This window comes from Blastococcus sp. SYSU DS0510 (genome assembly GCF_054050835.1).
The window spans coordinates 13,945-32,728 of sequence record NZ_JBJHAC010000016.1; the positions used below are offsets into that span (position 1 = coordinate 13,945).

General features: G+C 76.2%; 14 protein-coding genes, 1 pseudogene and 1 riboswitch. Of the genes and pseudogenes, 3 read left to right on the forward strand and 12 right to left on the reverse strand.

What is annotated here, in order from left to right; translation table 11 throughout:
- Positions 1-27: 27 nt before the first annotated feature.
- The 4 genes from ACI79P_RS13985 to ACI79P_RS14000 form a co-directional block, all read right to left on the reverse strand.
- Complete coding sequence (locus ACI79P_RS13985) at positions 28-1,422, reverse strand: FAD-binding oxidoreductase (RefSeq protein ID WP_456581664.1); 1,395 nt, start codon at positions 1,420-1,422, stop codon at positions 28-30.
- A gap of 86 nt (positions 1,423-1,508) precedes the next feature.
- Positions 1,509-2,915 (reverse strand): FAD-binding oxidoreductase, encoded by a 1,407-nt coding sequence (locus ACI79P_RS13990; protein WP_456581665.1) that lies wholly within the window; start codon positions 2,913-2,915, stop codon positions 1,509-1,511.
- On the reverse strand, positions 2,912-6,511 hold the full coding sequence (locus tag ACI79P_RS13995; RefSeq protein WP_456581666.1) for a BTAD domain-containing putative transcriptional regulator: 3,600 nt from the start codon (positions 6,509-6,511) through the stop codon (positions 2,912-2,914). The genes ACI79P_RS13990 and ACI79P_RS13995 overlap by 4 nt, the downstream gene beginning before the upstream one ends.
- An 81-nt stretch (positions 6,512-6,592) precedes the next feature.
- Positions 6,593-6,907 carry a DMT family transporter gene (locus tag ACI79P_RS14000; protein WP_456581667.1) on the reverse strand — a complete coding sequence of 105 codons (315 nt, stop codon included), beginning with the start codon at positions 6,905-6,907 and terminating at the stop codon, positions 6,593-6,595.
- Positions 6,908-6,918: 11 nt separating this feature from the next.
- A riboswitch (guanidine-III (ykkC-III) riboswitch) is annotated at positions 6,919-6,983 on the reverse strand.
- A gap of 62 nt (positions 6,984-7,045) precedes the next feature.
- Between ACI79P_RS14000 and ACI79P_RS14005 the strand changes: the two genes are divergently transcribed.
- Together ACI79P_RS14005 and ACI79P_RS14010 are read left to right on the forward strand one after the other, a co-directional pair.
- Positions 7,046-7,279: a helix-turn-helix domain-containing protein gene (locus ACI79P_RS14005; protein WP_456581668.1), complete on the forward strand. Its 234-nt coding sequence runs from the start codon at positions 7,046-7,048 to the stop codon at positions 7,277-7,279.
- Positions 7,280-7,281: 2 nt separating this feature from the next.
- Entirely contained in the window at positions 7,282-7,818 is a 537-nt protein-coding gene (locus ACI79P_RS14010) for a Clp protease N-terminal domain-containing protein (protein ID WP_456581669.1), read from the forward strand.
- Here the strand turns inward: ACI79P_RS14010 and ACI79P_RS14015 are convergent.
- From ACI79P_RS14015 to lepA, 4 genes are all read right to left on the reverse strand, one after another.
- Complete coding sequence (locus ACI79P_RS14015) at positions 7,796-9,484, reverse strand: MFS transporter (RefSeq protein WP_456581670.1); 1,689 nt, start codon at positions 9,482-9,484, stop codon at positions 7,796-7,798. The two genes, ACI79P_RS14010 and ACI79P_RS14015, sit on opposite strands and share 23 nt — an antisense overlap.
- Before the next feature lie 34 nt (positions 9,485-9,518).
- Positions 9,519-10,223: an LppX_LprAFG lipoprotein gene (locus ACI79P_RS14020; RefSeq protein WP_456581671.1), complete on the reverse strand. Its 705-nt coding sequence runs from the start codon at positions 10,221-10,223 to the stop codon at positions 9,519-9,521.
- A 104-nt stretch (positions 10,224-10,327) separates the two neighbouring features.
- Entirely contained in the window at positions 10,328-10,957 is a 630-nt protein-coding gene (locus ACI79P_RS14025) for an MOSC domain-containing protein (protein ID WP_456581672.1), read from the reverse strand.
- Positions 10,958-10,980: 23 nt separating this feature from the next.
- The gene (lepA, locus tag ACI79P_RS14030) at positions 10,981-12,831 is read right to left on the reverse strand and encodes a translation elongation factor 4 (RefSeq protein ID WP_456581673.1); all 1,851 of its coding nucleotides are present in this window, start codon (positions 12,829-12,831) and stop codon (positions 10,981-10,983) included.
- A gap of 210 nt (positions 12,832-13,041) precedes the next feature.
- Between lepA and rpsT the strand changes: the two genes are divergently transcribed.
- Positions 13,042-13,302 carry a 30S ribosomal protein S20 gene (gene rpsT / locus ACI79P_RS14035; protein WP_091933029.1) on the forward strand — a complete coding sequence of 87 codons (261 nt, stop codon included), beginning with the start codon at positions 13,042-13,044 and terminating at the stop codon, positions 13,300-13,302.
- Positions 13,303-13,475: 173 nt separating this feature from the next.
- Here rpsT and holA read toward each other — a convergent pair whose 3' ends face one another.
- The 4 genes and pseudogenes from holA to ACI79P_RS14055 form a co-directional block, all read right to left on the reverse strand.
- Complete coding sequence (holA, locus tag ACI79P_RS14040; protein WP_456581674.1) at positions 13,476-14,477, reverse strand: DNA polymerase III subunit delta; 1,002 nt, start codon at positions 14,475-14,477, stop codon at positions 13,476-13,478.
- A gap of 340 nt (positions 14,478-14,817) precedes the next feature.
- Positions 14,818-16,917: pseudogene (locus ACI79P_RS14045) on the reverse strand (ComEC/Rec2 family competence protein); the annotation flags it as partial.
- Complete coding sequence (locus ACI79P_RS14050) at positions 16,914-17,753, reverse strand: helix-hairpin-helix domain-containing protein (protein WP_456581675.1); 840 nt, start codon at positions 17,751-17,753, stop codon at positions 16,914-16,916. The gene ACI79P_RS14050 and the pseudogene ACI79P_RS14045, both read right to left, overlap by 4 nt.
- A gap of 137 nt (positions 17,754-17,890) precedes the next feature.
- Positions 17,891-18,784 carry a DegV family protein gene (locus ACI79P_RS14055; protein ID WP_456581676.1) on the reverse strand — a complete coding sequence of 298 codons (894 nt, stop codon included), beginning with the start codon at positions 18,782-18,784 and terminating at the stop codon, positions 17,891-17,893.

Here is an 18,784-nt window from a genome sequence, read left to right on the forward strand (position 1 = left end):
GACCACGTCCGGGCACCGCCCCGGGAGTCACGCCCGGGTGTAGGCCCCGGCCTGCAGGACCCCCTGCGGGTCGTAGGTGTCGACGACCTCCCGCAGCCGGGAGAGGGTCGCCTCGTCATAGGACCGCCGGGCGGAGACCGCGTCGTGCGGGATCCCGAAGTTCGGCCACACGCCCCCGGTGTCCCAGTCGGCGAGCGCCGAGAACACCTGTTCGGCGTGCGCGAGTGCAGCAGCCGCCATCTCCTCGTCCATCGCCATGCCGACGGTGAGGACGCTGAACCGCGCCGCCCGGTGGCTGAACGCGCTGGGGTGGGCGCCCTCGCGGGCGTAGGCCCCGCCCAGGTGCCGCACCTCGACGATGACCTGCGGGGACTCCGACCCGTGCCCGGCGACGGCGAGCAGCCGGTCGGCCGCCTCGGCCGGGAAGGCGTTCAGCAGGATCGCCGGGTCGACGACGGGCATCGGGTCGACCGGGTCGGCGTGCACGGCGTCGATCTCGGTGTAGGGCCTCAACCGGGCGTCGTCCAGGACCACCGGTGCCACGTCCCGCAGCTGGTCCAGCAGCCGGGCGCCCTCCGACGGCTCCCCCGTCCACAGGAACCGGATCGCGAGGGTCATCCGGCCGGCGAGCGGCGGCGGGACCTCGGGCAGCGGCGGGAGCTGGAAGATGGCGAAGGACGTCGTCCCCAGCTCCGGCAGGTCGTCCGCCCAGCCCCGCCACCGGTCGATGACCCGGGCCGCATCCGCGGAGTGGAAGTAGATCGCACCGCCGTAGAACTCCGGCATGTGGACGAGGTCGAACTCCATGGCGGTCACGATGCCGGCCGCGCCCTTCCCGCCGCGGAGCGCGAAGTACAGGTCGGGGTGCTCGGTCGGGGTCACCCGGCGGAACACCCCGTCGCCGGTGACGACCTCGAAGGCACGCACCCGGTCGGCGTTGATGCCGTACGTGCGGGCGAGGGGCCCGACGCCACCACCGGTCGTGTAGCCGACGATGCTCACGTCCGTGGTGGAGCCGTTGACCCCGGCCAGGCCGTGGAACGCCGCGAGCGGGACCAGCTGCGACCACTTCACGCCGGAGCCGATCCGGGCCCAGCCCTCCGGGTGCACGGTGACCTCGTCGAGGCCGCGGGTGAGGACCAGCAGGTGCCCGGCGAGGGACCGCTCGGCGCCGTGGCCGGTGGCCTGCACGCCGGCGGTCATGCCGTGGGCGCCGGCGAAGCGCACGGCGGCGGCGACGTCGTCGGCCGTGCGGACGGCGACGACGGCGGCCGGCCGCATCGGGACGGCGAGGTTCCAGGGCGAGACGAGCGCGTCGTACTCCGGCTCCTCCGGCGTGTGCACCGAACCGGTCAGCAGGCTGCGCAGGGTGTCGAACGAGATCTCGGTGTCGACGGCGGGGGCGTCGAGGATGGCGGTCACGGGGTCCTCCAGGTCGGGTCGAGCTGATGGAGGAACGGTGGCGCGCCGTCCTTGACAGGCGGTTGCGACGACCTTGAGGCGCCTTCTCAAGCCGGCGGGCGGGTCTCCACGTGGTGCGCGGCGACGAAGAGGTCGCCCGGGTCGACGGCCCGGCGGACGGCGGCCAGCCGGGCGTGCACACCGGGCGGGAAGACCTTCCGGGTGTCGGTGCGCTCGTCCAGCATCGGCAGGTACTGCCGGCCGGTGGCCCACGGCTCGACCGCGGCCAGGAAACGGGCGGCGTCCTCGCGTTGCTGCTCCCAGTCCTGGTCGTCGCCACCGCCGAGACCCAGCCCGAGGGCGAGGAACTCGCCGTCCAGCGCGGACAGCGCACCACCGCGGGCGTCCGGGCGGGCGAGCGCACCGCCGAGCTGGCGCAGCTCCGCGGCGGCCAGCCGGGTGCCGGAACCAGGACCGACCGCGGCCGTGATGGCGGCGACGGCCGCCTCGGGCAGCCGGGAGACCAGCGTGCTGCTGGCGTAGGCGGGGGTGGGCCCCTCCGGGTCGAGGTGCAGCCGGACGAGGGACGCCGCCGGGACCCGCGCGACCGTGTCCAGCTCGGGACGGAGGGCGCGCAGCGGCGCGAGGACGTCGGCGGCGTAGGCGTCGTCGCCCAGGACGGCGCCGTCGATCATCGCGATCCGGCGGCCGCGGAGGTGCGCCGGGACCGAGGGGTCGTCCGGGACGTCGAGCAGCCGGAACGCCGTCGTGACGTCCTCGGGCGCGTCCGCGCACCAGGCCACCCAGGCCGGGAGCACCCGCTCCACCACCGTCCAGTCCCAGGACAGGTGCCCGGCCACCACGGTCTCGAGGGGGAAGAGGTCGAACTCGAGCGCTGTCACCACGCCCAGCGGCACGGCCCCGCCCCGCAGCGCCCAGAACAGCTCGGCGTCCCGCTCGGCCGTCGTCCGCACGAACGTGCCGTCGGCCAGGACCAGCTCGGCCGCGGTCACCGCGTTGCACTGCAGGCCGAGCTTCCGGGCGTACCAGCCGATCCCCCCGCCCAGGCTGTAGCCGACCACCCCGACGTCCGGCGACGACGGGTGCCGTGCGGCCAGGCCGTGCCGGCCGGCCGTCTCGGCCAGGTCACCCCACAGCACGCCGGCGCCGGCCCGCACGGTGCGGCGGTCGGGGTCGATCTCCAGCTCGGTCATCGCCGAGGTGCGCAGCAGCACGGCGTCCCCCAGCCGGCCCTCGAGCGGCGGTGCCCCGTGCCCGGTGCCCTGGGCGGCCACCTGCAGGCCGGCGGCGGCCGCGGCGCGGAGCACCTCGGCCACCTCGTCAGGGAAGGCGGGGTAGACCACCGCCGCCGGGTGGTCGCGCACCTGCAGGTTCCACGGCGAGCGCGCCATGTCGTAGGCGGGATCCCCCGGCAGCTGCACGGAACCCCCGCACAACCCCCGCAGCGCCTCGGCGCGGGACGGTGCGGACTCGGCGATCTGCTGCTGGGTCACGGGGTCCTCCCGGGTGCCGGTGTCCGAGCCTCACCCGTCGGACTTGAGAAGAACTTGAGGCCGTCGGCCGACGCCCGCTCGAGCACCGAGCGGACCATGCCCGGCGTCAGGAACAGCTGCTGGGCCACCTCGCGGATGCCCAGCCCGGCGGCCGACAGCTCGAGGACCCGGCGCTCGGTCACCGTCGGGGATCGGACGGCCACCCGGTGGACGGCGTCGGGACAGCCGCGGGCCTGCAGCGCCGCCCGCGCCCGCTCCCGCACGCCGAGCGCTCCCCGGGCGTGCGCCTCCTCGACCGCGGCCCGCAGCAGCGGTACCGCCTCGTGGTCGGTCACCTCCGGGCGGGCGCCGAGGGTGCACCGGGCGCGGGCGAGGTCGACCGCCGCCGTCGTCGGAGCCAGCAGCGCGACCGCCTCCCGCAGTTCGGCCAGCCCGTCCGACCCCCGGAGCTCGCCCAGCAGCCGCAGCGACGCGCCCAGAGGGCTCGGCGCCCCCCAGCGCCGCAGCAGGCCCACCTCCTCCTCCGCCAGCGCCACCGCCTCGTCGGTCCGGCCGAGCCCGTGCAGCGCGAGGGCCGCGGTGCTGCGCCACGGGTTCCACACCGGGTTGGGGACGGGGATCGGCGTCGGCACGGTGTCCAGGAGGGCGAGGGCCCGCTCGTGCTGCCCCTCGGCGGTGAGCACCCGAACCCGGGCGTGCTGCAGGAGCCGGCCGCCGTCCCCGAGGCCCGGACCGCCACCGGCCGCGTCCGAGGTGGCGCGGGCGGCGGCGAGGTCTCCGCGGTCGAGGTGGCACCCGATCAGGAAGGCGTGGGCGAAGGGCGGCGCGATCCCCGCCCCGCCCCACATCCGGCTCTCGTCGAGGGCGTTGGTGAGGCACGAGTCGGCCTCCGCCAGCTCCCCGCGCCGCCAGTGCCAGAAGCCCTGCCACAGGTTGGTCGACAGGACCGCGAACAGCGATCCGCGGGCGTGGGCCTCGGCGCGGGCGCGGGCCCAGAAGTCGCCCAGGTCGTCGTCGGCGAGCATCCGGATGATGGCGGCGACGACCCAGAACAGGCCGTGGTCGACCACCCAGAGGCGATCGCCTTCGAGGGCGAAGCGGGCCAGCCGCACGGCACGGTCCCGGTCGGCGCCCTCGATCGTCGCGTCGTAGGCCAGGGCCGCCGCCAGCATCTGCGCCCCGTGCCCGTCGCCGGACGGCTCGGGTACCGGGCGCCGCCAGAGGGAGGGGTCCAGCGCGTGCATGTAGCCGCTCACCAGCTCGATCGCCAGCAGTGCCTGCCGGTGGTCGTCGAGCCCGTCGGGCAGCGCCTCCGCGGCCTGGCGGGCGAAGGCCGTCGCCGTCCCCGGTGGGCTGGCGAAGACCTGCGTGCGGGCGATGGCGACGGCGATGCCGGCGCGCTCCCGGGGATCGGTGGTCCCCTCGTAGGCCTGCAGCAGGTGCTCGGTGCCCGCCGCGCCCTCGAGGGGCGACTCCACCATGCCCAGCTCCCGCAGCACGTCGCACCGCTGCTCACCCGTGGGCAGCTCCGCCAGCGCCCGGCGCAGGTACGTGACAGCGCTGTCGGCGGCCCCGCGCTCGGCCGCGGTCCGCGCCGCGCGGCGCAGCACCTCGGTGGCCTCGCCGTCGCCTCGGACCGGCGCGAGCAGGAGGTGGGCGGCCACCTGCTCGTCGCTGGCCCCGGCCTCGCGCAGCAGCCGGGCGGCCCGCTCGTGCCGGAGCGCCCGCTCCGCGGCGGGGAGGTCGCGGTACACCGCCTCGCGGACCAGCGGGTGGACGAAGGCCAGCGGTTGCTCGTCCTTCAGGATCTCGGCGCGGGCCAGCCCGGCCAGGGCGGCCGCGGTGTCGCTCTCGGAGAGCTCGGCGAGCGCGGCGACCACCGGGAGCGGCGCCCCGTCACCGAGGACCCCGGCGGCACGGGCCACGACCGGTGCCGCGCCGCCGAGCCGGCGCAGGCGCAGGAGCACCATGCTCGAGACCGCACGCGACCCCACGGCCACGACCACGTCGGCGTGGGCGGCGTCGGGCCGCACGCCGTCGGCCTCGAGGGCACGGAGCAGTTGGCGCAGCAGCAGCGGGTTGCCCGACGTCGTGCGGTGGCAGGCGAGGGCGAACAGCGGCGAGACCGGCTCCCCCAGCCGCCGCGCCACCAGCTCGGTGACGGCCCCGGCGGAGAGCGTGCCGGGCCGGAGGACGACGGCGGCGGGCTCCAGCGCCAGCTCGGCCAGCAGCTCCTCGTCCTCGTGCGGTTCACCGGTCCGCACCGTCCCGACGACGAGCACCGGCACCGCCTCCAGCCGGCGCACCAGGTAGGCCAGCGAGCGCAGCGACGCGCTGTCGCACCACTGCACGTCGTCGATCGCGAGCATCACCGGACCGTCGGCGGTGAGGTTGACCGCGAGCCAGTAGAGCCCGTGCAGGGCGGCGAACGAGCCGTCCGGCGCCTCCCCGCCCGCGGGGTCGAACACCGCCCGCGCACTGGCCGCCGCCCCCGCGAGCAGCTCGTCCCGGCGCCGGGGATCGGTGAGCCGCGGCTCGAACAGCTGCCTGACCGCACCGAAACCGAACGCCTTCTCCAGCGGGCTGCCCCGCGCCGACAGCACCCCGACGGACCGCTCGACGGCCATGCGCCGGGCCTGGGTGAGCAGCCGGGTCTTGCCGATGCCCGCCGGCCCCTCGATGAGCAGCAGCCGCGGCTCACCCCGGAGGAGCTCGTCGAGGGCGGCCCGGACCGCGGTCAGCTCGGCGTCGCGGTCGAGGAGGTCGTCCGGCGGGGGCTCGGCCGCGCGGTCGGACCGTTCCGGGCGGCCTCGCTGCGCGGGGACGGCCAGCTCCGGCGACTGGGCCAGCACCTGCCGCTCCAGCTCCCGGAGCGCGGGCCCCGGGTCGACGCCCAGCTCGTCGGCGAGGGTGCTGCGTGCCCGGCGCAGCGCCCCGAGCGCGTCGGCCTGCCGCTGCGCCCGGTAGAGAGCCAGGGCCAGCAGGCGCCACCGCTCCTCGCGCATCGGCTGTTCGGTGACCATCGCCTCCAGCTCGGGCACGAGCACCGCCGCGTCCCCCAGCGCCAGCCGCGCGGCCACCAAGCGCTCGCGGGCCACCGCCCGCAGCTCGTCCAGGCGGCCGATCTCCGGAGCCGCCCACGGCTCGTCGGCCCACTCGGCGAGCGCCGGCCCCCGCCACAGGGCGAGTCCGCGGGACAGCAGCTCCGCCACCTCCGCCGGATCGCCCACCGCCCCGCTCCGGTCGAGCAGCTGCTCGAACTGCCAGACGTCGACCGCATCCGGTGGCAGCCGGACGGCGTAGCCGCGCCCCTCGCTGACGATGACCGTCGATCGGTGACGGGCCGCGCTACCGGGCTGCAGCCGTCGGCGCAGGTGCGAGACGTAGGCCTGCAGCGCGCCCGCCGGGTCGGCCGGTGCCCGGTCTCCCCAGACGGACTCGGTCAGCCGCTCGACCGGCACCACCTCGCCCCTCGCGAGCACGAGGAGGACGAGGACGGCGCGCTGGCGAGGGCCTCCGAGATCCAGGGGCGCCCCTCCGGCGGAGGCCGCGCACGAGCCCAGCAGGTGGATCCGCAGCTGCCCGGTGCCGCCCACAGCGCCTCCCTCGCGGGAAAAGCTAGACGAGTGAGCGCGCCGTGAGGAGCGGTCGCATCCCGGCGGCGGGCCGAACAGCGGTCAGTGCAGGACCTTCAGCCCCACGACGCAGCCGATGAGGCCCAGGATCAGGAGCACCTTCGCGGGCGACACCGGCTCGGTGCCGGTCACCATCGCGTAGGCCACGGTGAGCGAGGCGCCGATGCCGACCCACACCGCGTAGGACGTGCCGATCGGTAGTTCCCGCATCGCGTAGGCGAGCCCGGCCATGCTCAGCACGAGGGCCACGACGAAGAGGATCGACGGGCCGAGCCGGGTGAAGCCCTCCGACCGGCCGAGCGCGGTCGCCCACACCGCCTCCAGCACCCCGGACAGCACCAGCACCAACCACGCCATCGTGGCCTCCTCTGGCGCCGTCTTGTCGCACACCGGGTACGGCACCGCTCGTCCGGGAGCCGGGAGACGGCTCCCCTCCACCTTCGCACGTGTCAACAGTGATTGACACCGGGGCGGGAGCAACCTAGGTTGACAGCCATGGCGGACACGGCACAGGTGGCGGCGGCTGCCAGCAGCAAGGACCCGGCGGTGGGGCTGACAGCGGTCCGATCGCTGCGGGTCCTCGTCGAGCGGCTCGAGGCGCTGCAGGTCGACAACGCCCGCGACGAGGGGTGGACCTGGGAGCAGATCGCCCAGCAGCTCGGCGTCAGCCGGCAGGCGGTGCACAAGAAGTACGCGCGCGGCCGCGGGCCGCTCCGACGGAGGGACTGACGATGTTCGAACGCTTCACGCAGGAGGCCCGCGACGTCGTCGTCGGCGCGCAGGCCGAGGCGCGGGCGCTCCGGCACGGGCGCGTCGGCACCGAGCACCTGCTCCTGGGCATGCTGGCCACACCGGGGTCGACGGCGGCCCGCGTGCTGGCCGGCCACGGCGTCACCCACGACGTCGCCGTCACCGCGGTGCGCACGACCGTCGCGGCCGGTGACCTCGACGCCGACGCGCTGAGCAGCCTGGGCATCGACCTCGACGCAGTCCGCGACCGGGTCGAGGAGGCGTTCGGCCCGGGCGCCCTCGACGGCCCGCGGGGCAGGCGCACCGGCGGGCACGTCCCTTTCAGCCCGCGGGCGAAGAAGGTCCTGGAGCTGGCGCTGCGCGAGGCCATCGCGCTGAAGTCGCGCACCATCACCGACGGGCACATCGCGCTCGGCCTGATCCGCGAGGGCCAGGGTCTGGCGATGAAGCTGCTGCACGACCGCGGCGTCGACGTGCCGGCCCTGCGCGAGGACCTCAGGTTGGCCCTGGACTCCTGAGCGGCCCGCCGCGCAGCAGGACCAGCGCCGCGACCGCGGCCAGCGCGGCGGCGATCCCGGCACCGGCGAAGACGGTGTGCAGCTGGGTGAGGACCGCGGCCTCGGTGGCGGCGTCGTAGGCCGCGCAGTCGGCCGGGCTCGTGGGGCAGAGCTCCATCGGGGTCCCGATCGCCGTGACCTCGGCGGTGAAGCGGCGCAGCGCGACGGCGGTGAGCAGCGAGAGCCCCGCGAGCATCCCGACGGTCCGCGCGACGACGGCCAGCGAGCTGGCGCTCCCGTGCACCCGCGGCGGGGTGACCGCCAGCAGCACCGCGTTGACCGGCGCGATGGCCAGCCCGAAGCCGAGGCCCGCGGCGACGAGGACGACGGTCGACCAGGCGCCGTCCAGGGCCTGCTCGTCCCACCCGGTCATCGCGGTGAAGGCAGCCGCCGTCAGCGCCATCCCGGCCCCCGCGACGACGCGCGGCGCGACGACGCGGCACAGCCAGCCCCCGGCCACCGCGCCGACCGGCACCGCGACGAGCAGCCGCAGCAGCACCAGCGCCGCCCCCAGCTGGTCACCGGGCGTCGTGGTCGCGCGGGCGAAGAGCGGGACGTCGACGAGCGCGGCGACCAGGGCGGCCCCCACGAAGAGGTTGACCAGCAGGGCGCCCCAGGCCCCCACCGGCCGCAGCGCCGCCAGCGGCAGCACCGGTTCCGGGGCGCGCCGCTCGTGCAGCACGAAGAGCACACCGGCGACGGCGGCCAGCGGCAGGAGCAGCCGGCCGTGGGCGACCACCTCGCGGGCCGGGTCGGCGGCGGCGAAGGCCCAGACCAGGGCGCCCAGCGACACCACGGCCAGCAGCGAGCCGACGACGTCCACCTCCCGCGCCAGCCGGCCCAGCCCGCGCAGCGGGAGCACCGCGCCCGCGGGCCGCACCACGCCGCGGACGACGAGGGCCAGCACGAGCAGGACGGTGGCCAGCAGCAGGGGCGCCGTCCACGCCGCTCCGTCGAGCCGGGGGACGTAGAGCAACCCGAGGGTGACGTCCTCGGCGAGCGACGGCGGCTCGGCGAGCAGCAGGCCCAGCGCGCAGGCGGCGAGGACGGCGAGCGCCAGCCCGACGGGGTCGGGGCGCCGGACCCGGCCGGTGACGACGACGCCCGCGGCCAGCGCCACCCCCAGCAGCAGGTTGAGCCAGAAGATGGCCCGCCAGTCGGCCACCGCCAGCACCGCGGCGCCCGCCAGCGGCCCCAGCACCGCACCGGCCTCCTGCACCGCCCCCACGACGCCCAGCGGGACCGCCCGGCGCTCCGGCGGCCAGCGGTCGGCGACGAGCGCGAGGGTGGCCGGCACCAGGCCACCGGCGCCGATGCCCTGCAGGCCGCGGCCGGCGACGGCGGGGCCGAGCGCCGTCGCCGTCGCCGTCAGCAGCGAGCCGAGGGCGAACAGCAGCAGGCAGCCGATGAGCACCGGGGCCCGCCCCCGCAGGTCGGCCAGCCGGCCGAGCAGCGGCAGGGTGGCCGTGTAGCCGAGGAGGAACCCACCCACGATGGGCGTCGCCCGCTGCAGCTCGTCCAGCCCCACCCCGACCCCCGTGAGGATGTCGGGGAGCGCCAGGACGACGACGTAGGTGTCGGCCGCCGTGACCAGCACGGCGAGGGTGGCGAGGACGATCGCAGCCATCCCCGGCTGCGGCCGGGGAGGCGCGGCCGCGGGCTCAGCCGGTCGGCGGCGCGCTGATCTCGACATCGGCCCCGAAGTCGCTGAGCTCGAGGAGGTAGGTGGCGTCGGTGCCGGCCTCGAAGAACGGGCCGGTGAGCTCCGCGCGGCGCAGCTCACCGCTCTCCGTGGCGACCGAGAACCGGGCCTGCACGGGCTGGCTGGGGTCCTGGCTGGTGAGGACGTCCTGCACGAGGTCGCCGGGCAGCTCGGCGGTGACCTCGCGGACCACCACGCCGTCGACCCGCCGTTCCTCCCCCAGCTCCGCCGAGTCGGCCTCGGCGAGCAGCTGGGAGATGCCGGTCTCGGGGTCGAGCAGCGCGCCCGGGTCACCGATGCCGAACTGGGCGGGGTCGATCACGCTGAACCCGCTGGTGAACGGCAGCTGCGCGTACACGGTCCCGTCGACCGAGACCACCTGGAGGTCCAGGCTCGACCCGAGCGCCCGCACCTGCAGGGTCCCGTCGAAGGACGCCGGGCGGGCGATGTCACCCTCACCGCCGACGAGCACGGTCCCGGAGGCCGGGGCGCCCTCGCTGTCGAGCACGAAGTGCGCGCTCTCCGCCTCGTCCAGCGTCCGCTTGGCGCGGTCGAGCAGATCGGCCGCCGACTCGGCGGGCTCGTCGGATCCGCAGGCCGCGAGCCCCGGGCCGGCCAGCAGGGCCAGCGCCAGCAGCGGGACGGCTCCTCGACGCAGCGACATGGTGCCCCCTCCGTGGACCGGGCGTGCCGGCGTACCGACGACGGACCCTAGCGCGGTGCCGCCCCCGGTCCCGTGCGGGACACCGTGCGACGAGGCGGCCGGGGTCAGCGGACGGCAGCCGCCCGCGCGGCGATCTTCGCGGCGACCTTCGCGCGGTTGCGCTCCGGCAGCACGTCGAGGGCGGCCGCCGTCTCGGGCAGCCGGTGCTTCTGCGTCGTCCAGGCGCGGAACGTCAGGCCGATGGTGACGCCGTGGTCCGGCCGCGCGACCACCTCGACGGGGTCGCCGGCGCCCAGCTCACCGGTCTCGATCACCCGGAGGTAGGCGCCCGGGGTGCCCCGCGCGGTGAAGCGCCGGACCAGCTGGGGCTCGTCCCAGAACCGGGCGAAGTTGGCGCACGGGATGCGGGGGGCGCTCACCTCGAGCAACGCCGTCCCGACCCGCCACCGTTCGCCCAGGACGGCGCCGGTGAGATCCAGCCCGGTGGTGCGCAGGTTCTCGCCGAACATCCCCGGCGGCAGCTCGCGGCCGAGCTCGGCGATCCAGAAGTCGGCGTCCTCCTGGGCGTAGGCGTAGACCTGCTGGCCGTCCCCGCCGTGGTACCTGGGGTTGACCTGGACGTCGCCGGCGAGCCCCCGTTCCCCGACGGCGACCCGCCCCGTCACCGGCCGCTTGGCGATGCCGCTGCGGTTCGGCTTCCGGTCGGGCAGCGGCAGCAGGTCGGCCCCGGACACGCAGACGGCGTCGACCCGCCCGGTCACTTCGGCTTGGCCGACGCGGTGGACTCGTTGGTGGAGAGCGCGGCGACGAACGCCTCCTGGGGGACCTCGACGCGGCCGACCATCTTCATCCGCTTCTTGCCCTCCTTCTGCTTCTCCAGCAGCTTCCGCTTGCGGGTGATGTCACCGCCGTAGCACTTGGCGAGGACGTCCTTGCGGATGGCGCGGACGGTCTCGCGGGCGATGACCCGGGAGCCGACTGCGGCCTGGATGGGCACCTCGAACTGCTGCCGCGGGATGAGCTCGCGCAGCTTGCCCGCCATCATCACGCCGTAGCTGTAGGCCTTGTCCTTGTGCACGATCGCGCTGAACGCGTCGACGGCCTCGCCCTGCAGCAGGATGTCCACCTTGACCAGCGAGGACTCCTGCTCGCCCGCCTCCTGGTAGTCCAGCGAGGCGTAGCCGCGGGTGCGCGACTTCAGCGCGTCGAAGAAGTCGAAGATGATCTCGCCGAGCGGCAGCGTGTAGCGCAGCTCCACCCGGGACTCGCTCAGGTAGTCCATCCCGCCGAGCTGCCCGCGGCGGCCCTGGCAGAGCTCCATGATCGCGCCGGTGTAGTCGCTGGGCGCGATGACGGTGGCGTTGACGATCGGCTCGTAGACGCGGTCGATCTTGCCCTCGGGCCAGTCGCTGGGGTTGGTCACCGTGTGCTCGGTGCCGTCCTCCATGATCACCCGGTAGACGACGTTGGGCGCCGTCGAGATCAGGCTGATGCCCGCCTCGCGCTCCAGCCGCTCGCGCACGATCTCCAGGTGGAGCAGGCCGAGGAAGCCGACGCGGAAGCCGAAGCCCAGGGCCGCCGAGGTCTCCGGCTCGTAGACCAGCGCGGCGTCGTTGAGCAGCAGCTTGTCCAGCGCCTCGCGCAGCAGCGGGTACTCGCTGCCGTCGATCGGGTAGAGCCCGGAGTAGACCATCGGCCGGGGGTCGCGGTAGCCACCGATCGACTCCGTCGCCGGCTTGTGCTGGAGCGTGACCGTGTCGCCGACGCGGGACTGGCGGACGTCCTTCACGCCGGTGATGAAGTAGCCGACCTCGCCGACGCCCAGGGAGTCCACCGGCTTGGGCTCGGGCGAGATGACCCCGATCTCCAGCAGCTCGTGCGTGGCGCCGGTCGACATCATCTTGATCTTCTCGCGCGCCGAGATCCGTCCGTCGACCACGCGGACGTAGGTGATGACGCCGCGGTAGATGTCGTAGACCGAGTCGAAGATCATCGCCCGGGCCGGCCCCTCGGCCACGCCGGTCGGAGCGGGGATGTCGGTGACGATCCGGTCGAGCAGCTCCGGGACGCCCGCTCCGGTCTTGCCGCTGACCCGCATGACGTCGTCGGGGTCGCAGCCGATGATGTGGGCGATCTCCGCGGCGTACTTCTCCGGTTGGGCGGCCGGCAGGTCGATCTTGTTGAGGACCGGGATGATCGTGAGGTCGTTCTCCAGCGCCAGGTACAGGTTCGCCAGCGTCTGGGCCTCGATGCCCTGCGCCGCGTCGACCAGCAGCACCGCGCCCTCGCAGGCGGCCAGCGACCGGGACACCTCGTAGGTGAAGTCCACGTGGCCGGGGGTGTCGATCATGTCCAGCACGAACTCGGTGCTGGTGTCCTCGCCGGTCCGCGGCGTCCACGGCAGGCGGACGTTCTGCGCCTTGATGGTGATGCCGCGCTCGCGCTCGATGTCCATGCGGTCGAGGTACTGGGCGCGCATCTTCCGGCCCTCGACGATTCCGGTGACTTCCAGCATCCGGTCGGCCAGCGTCGACTTGCCGTGGTCGATGTGGGCGATGATGCAGAAGTTCCGGATGCGGGCCGGATCGGTGGCAGCAGGAGTCGTCACAGTGCCGCCATCGTCCCACGTCCGCGCGCCGGGTCGGAGACGGGCGCGTCCCCGGGTGCGTCCGGGATGTGCCGGACGTCGCCGGACGGCGGGTTGGGGTGGCCGCGGGGGCGCTGGTATCTTTGCAGGCCGGTCCTGTGGCGCACGCCGCCCGGACGCACGAACGACTGTCAGAAGTACTCCCTCCTGTCGAGACACCGAGGCTCACGCGTGGCGAACATCAAGTCCCAGATGAAGCGGATCAAGACCAACGAGAAGGCGCGCCAGCGCAACGTCGCGGTCAAGTCCGCCCTCAAGACGGCCGTCCGGCGGGTGCGCACCGCCGCCGAGTCCGGGGACGCCGCGGCCGCGACCGCCGCCTACCAGGCCGCCGCCAAGCAGCTGGACAAGGCCGCCAGCAAGGGCGTCATCCACAAGAACCAGGCCGCCAACCGCAAGTCGGGTCTGGCGAAGCTCACCACCGGTCTCTGATCGGCCCGCGTCCCGCCGGGCGCGCACGCTCCACGACGAGCCCCCTCCCCTCGCGGGACGGGGGCTCGTCGCGTCCTTGCCCGCCTTCGCCGCCGGCCCTCGAGCAGTGGTGCCCGGACCCCGCCAGCCGCCTGACGCCCCGCGGCTGACCGGCGCCGGACGCCCGTGCCGGCTCACCGGCCGGCGCGCACCCGCCCCCGACCGGTCTCCGTCCGGATGGTGACGATGCGCCGGATGGCCCGCTCGAGCGCGTAGTCGGCGCTGGCCGCGGCGCCCTTGACGTCGGCATTCAGATCCGCGGCCACGCCCAGGGCCAGCTGCAGCCCCTCGATGCTCCAGCCGCGCGCCTGCGCCTGGGCCTTCTTCACCTTCCACGGCGGCATCTTCAGCGTGCGGGCGAGGTCGCCGGGGTTGGTCGAGCTGAGCGAGGCCACCCGTGCGGCGGTGCGCACGCCGTCGGCGATCGCGTCGGCGATGAGCACGTGCGCGACCCCTCGCTCGAGCGCCCAGCGCAGCATCTCGATGGAGCCGGCGCGGTCACCGGTCAGCACGCGCTCGGCGACGGTGAACCCGGTGACCTCGGCCTGGCCGCGGTGGAACCGGGCGACGTCCTCGGCGTCGATGCTGCCGCCGAAGTCGGAGACCAGCTGGCCCGCGGCGGCCGACAGCGACCGCAGGTCCGCGCCGATGGCGTCCACCAGGGCGGTCACCGCGTCGGGGGTGATCCGCCCGCCCAGCTGGCGCACCTCGTTCCTGACGAAGGCGATGCGGTCGCCGACGGAGGAGACCTTGGGGCACTCGTCCACCGCGGCGCCGGCGGACTTGAACGCCTTGACCAGCGCCTCGTTCCGCTTGCCGCCGTTGTGGACGACGACGAGCGTCAGGTCGGGGTCGGGCACCTTCGCGTAGCCGGCCAGCGCATCGGCCAGCGCGGTGGCGGACTCCTGGACGCCGGTGACGACGACCAGCCGGTGACCGCCGAACAGGGACGGCGCCAGCACGTCGGCCAGCTCCCCCACGGGCAGCCCCGTCGCGGCCAGCTCGTGCACCTCGCCGTCGGGGTGGCGGGCGAGCACCGCCCGGCGCACGGCCGCGACGGCGCGGGAGCGCAGCAGCTCCTCCTCGCCGATCACCACCCGCAGGCGCGACGTGGGCTCGACGGGGGTGGCAGGCACCTCCGCATGGTCGCACGCGCCACCGACGGCCCGCGGCGACCGCCCGGGGCCCCGCGAGCACGTCCGGGAGCACGGGCGCCGGCGGCGCGGGCACCGCTGCCGACGCCTGGCCGCCGCTGTCCGCGCCCCGGGCGGCGATCCCCCAGCCCCCGGCCGCCCCGACCACCGCGAGGTCGCCCTCCCGGTCGGTGCGGTGCACGCGCGTGCCGGCGGCGGCCAGCCAGTCGAGCAGCCGCGGCGCCGGATGGCCGTAGCCGTTGCCGGCGCCGACGGAGACGAGCGCGCTGCGGGCCCCGACGGCCGCCAGGAACGCCGGGTCGGCGTCGCCGCTGCCGTGGTGGGGGACCTTGAGCACGTCGGCGCGCAGGTCCACGCCGGTGCGCAGCAGCGCGGCCTCCTCGTCGGCGCCGATGTCGCCGGTGAGCAGCACCCGCACCCCTGCGACGGTCAGCCGGACGACGAGGGAGAGCCCGTTGGGGTCGTCGGCCGCGGTGATCCGGCGCGGGTCGGGTGCGAGGACCTCCAGGACGGCACCGGCCACGGTGCGGCGGTCCCCGGGGACGAGCACCTCGCGGGTGCCGCCGGCGCGCCGCACGAGGCCGTCGACGACCGGCGCCCGGTCGTCGGCCGGCGAGAGGGCGCCGCCGGCCACCACGCCCACCGTGCGGCCCCCGAACGCGCCGGCGAGGCCTCCGACGTGGTCGGCGTCCAGGTGGGAGAGGAGCACGAGGGGCAGCGCGTCGATGCCCAGCCGGTCGAGGCAGCCGTCGATCGCGGCGGGATCCGGGCCGGCGTCGACCAGCACGCCCCGCCCGCCCCCGACCGGCAGCACCAGCCCGTCGCCCTGCCCCACGTCGCACGCCACCAGCAGCGCGCCGGCCGGTGGCCAGCCGTCGAGCTGCTGGCGCAGCGGCCAGCCCACCACCACCAGCCCGAGCAGAGCGGCCAGCGCGAGCGGCCGCGTCCGGGGGAAGCGCCACAGCAGGAGGCCGGCGGCCAGCAGGAGGACGGCGAGCAGCAGCGCCCCGACCGTGCCGGCCGGCCAGCCGGCGACGGCGTCCGGCGCCGCGGCGGCGCGCTCGGCCACGAGCACGATCCAGCGCACCGGCCACCCGGCGAGCCCGACCAGCACGTCACCGGCCCAGGGCAGCACCAGACCGGCCGGGGCGGCCAGCAGCCCGAGGACCGTCGCCGGTGGCACGGCCGGCGCCGCGAGCAGGTTGGCCGGTACCGACACCAGGCTCACGGTGCCGGTCAGGCCGGCGATCACCGGGGCGGTCGCGAGCCCTGCCGCCACGCTCACCGCGACGGCATCGGCCGCCCACGCGGGCCAGCCCCGCTCCCGGAGCCTGCGCGCCCACGGCGGAGCGAGCAGCACGATGGCCGCGGTCGCCACGACGGACAGCGTGAAGCCCGGGTCGCGCGCGAGCCCGGGCTCGACCAGGAGGAGCACGGTCACCGCGGCACCCAGCGCCGGCAGCGCCGCCCGGGACCGGCCGGAGGCGAGCGCGAGCAGGGTGACCGCCCCCATGGCGGCCGCCCGGAGCACGCTAGCGCTGGGCCGGGCCAGCACCACGAACCCGATCAGCGCCAGCCCGCCCACCAGTGCCTGGACCCGCCGGTCGACCGCGCGGCGCCGCAGCGGCCGGAGCACGCCGGCGATCACGATCGCCACGTTGGCGCCCGAGACGGCGGTGAGGTGGGCCAGCCCGGCCCGCTGGAACTCCTCGTCCAGCACCGGGTCCATCCGGCTGGTGTCGCCGACCACCAGGCCCGGCAGCAGACCACCCGCCCGGTCGTCGAGCACCCGCTCCGAGGTGGCACCCAGGGAGTGCCGGAGGTCGCCCGCGACGCGCTGGACCGCTCCCGGCCCGCCGACCGGCTCCGGCGGGCCGCGGGCGGAGAGCACCGCCACCACGTCGTCGCCGGGCTCGGGCAGCGCGACGCGCGCGCGCACCCGGAGCTCCTGACCGGGCAGCAGACCCGCCCAGCCCTCGGCGGGTGCGAAGACCAGGACCGCGTCGTCCAGGTGGTGCACGGTGCCGCCGCCGGCCAGCGTGGTCACGTCGGCCTCGAGGAGCACGCGCGGTGGACCGGCGCCGGCCGCCAGCACGTGCGGGTCGGTGCGCACCGCGAGGGTCACCTGCACGCTGCCGCCCGCCTCGGCAGCCGCCCGCAGCGGGGACGCCTCCCGGGCCGCTGCCCGCACGGCCGCGGTGCCCGCGCCGGCCGCGACCCCGGCCAGGACGACGAGGGCGACCGTTCCCGCGGGACCCCGGCCGCGCAGGAGCAGCGCGGCCGCGACCAGCGCCGCCCCGGCGAGCGCGGCCAGCGCGGGCCACCGCAGCAGCGGGGCGGCCAGGCCCGTGCCCCACACCGCTGCCGCGAGCGGCCAGAGCCGCAGGTCCAGCACCCGCGGGCGGAGGGCGGGTGCGCTCACACCCGCACCAGCTCGGCGAGCTCCGCGGCCTTGGTCGGCCCGATGCCCGGCACCTCGTCGAGCTCCTCGACGCTGCGGAAGGAGCCGATGCGGGCCCGGTGGTCGATGATCCGCTGGGCCAGCACCGGACCGATCCCCGGCAGGGCGTCGAGCTCGGCAACGCCCGCGGTGTTCAGGTCCACGCGTCCCCCGGCACCCCCGGCACCGGGTGCGGCGGGCGGCCCGCCGGCCACTGCCCCGGGGACGCCCACGGCGATCTGCTGCCCGTCCGCGAGGGGTGCGGCCAGGTTCACCGAGGCGGGGTCGGCCTCGGGCAGCAGCCCGCCGGCCGCCTCGACGGCGTCGGCGACCCGCGACCCGGCGGCCAGCGTCACCAGGCCGGGGCGGGCCACCTGACCGACGACCGAGACCACCACGGGCTGGGACGTCCCGGCTACCTCCCCCACCGGGGGCCCGGCCGGTGCCGCGCTGCTCGTCGCGGCCGGGGACGACACCGGAGCAGCCGCCGGCTCCACCCGGGGGCGCTCCGCCCAGGTCCAGGCCAGCAGGAGCAGCACCGCGCCGACGGCAGCGGTCCAGACGGCGTGCCCGCCCACCCGGCCGGCGTCCCAGCGCGGCGTGGTCCCGGGCGCCCGGTGCCGCCCTCCGCCGGGTCGCCGGTCCCGCGGGGCGTCGACGTGGACCGGCACGGTGATCCGGTCGTCCCCCGGCCAGGCGAGGTCGTCGTCGTCCCCCGGCAGCCAGCCGCCCTCGACCGGGCGGGGCTCGGCCAGGACGGCGCGCAGCCGGGCTCGGATGACGTCCGCGTCGTCGTCGCGGCGGGCAAGCAGGCGCACCCCGGCGACGCTAGGGAGCCGCGCCTCCTCCGCACCGGGTCACGGCGGACCTGTGGACGGGACCGCCGGCTGTGGACGCGCAGAGCCCGGTTCCGGGCGGGCCACCCCATCCTGTGCCGGTGCAGCCCCGCCCGCGCTCAGTCCGCGCTCTCGTCCGCCTGCTCGGCAGCGTCGTCCGACGACTCCGGCCCGGTGGCGACGACCACCCCGACCGCTCCCGGCCCGACGTGCGCGCCGATCGCGGCCCCGAGCTCGCTCACGTGCAGCTCGCGCAGCCGGGGCACCCGCGCCCGCAGCTCGGCGACCAGCCGGTCCGCGCGCTCGGCCGCCGCGAGGTGGTGCACGGCGAGCGACACCTCGCGCTCCCCCGCGTGCTCGACGACGTGCTGGACGAGGTGAGCCAGCGCCCGCGCCGAGGTGCGCACCTTCTCCAGCGGCACCACCCGGCCGTCGACCACGTGCAGCACCGGCTTGACCGCCAGCGCCGAACCGAGGACGGCGGCCGCGGAGCCGATCCGCCCGCCCCGGCGCAGGTGCTCCAGCGTGTCGACGACGAAGAACGTGCGGGTGCGCGCCGCGGCCTCCCGCGCGACCCGCGCCACCGTGTCCCGGTCGGCGCCACCCGCGGCCGCCCGGGCGGCGTCCAGGACGGCGAACCCGGTGCCCATCGCGGCCGAGCGGGAGTCGACGACGGAGACGACGTGCTCCCCCACCTGCGAAGCCGCGACGCGGGCGGCGTCCCAGGTGCCCGAGAGCTCCGCGGACAGGTGGACAGAGACCAGCCGGTCGGCCCCCGCCTCCAGCGCGGCCCGGTAGGCGGCGACGAAGTCCCCGGGCGTGGGCCGCGAGGTGGAGACCCGCTGGCCGCGCGTCGACAGGGCCTTCGCGACGTCCTCGGAGCTGACGTCCTCCCCCTCGCGCCCCGACCGGCCGGCCAGGACGACGTAGAGCGGGACGACCCGGACGCCGTACTCGTCGGCGAGCGCTCGCGGCAGGTAGGCCGTCGAATCGGTGAGGACGGCGACGGGCAC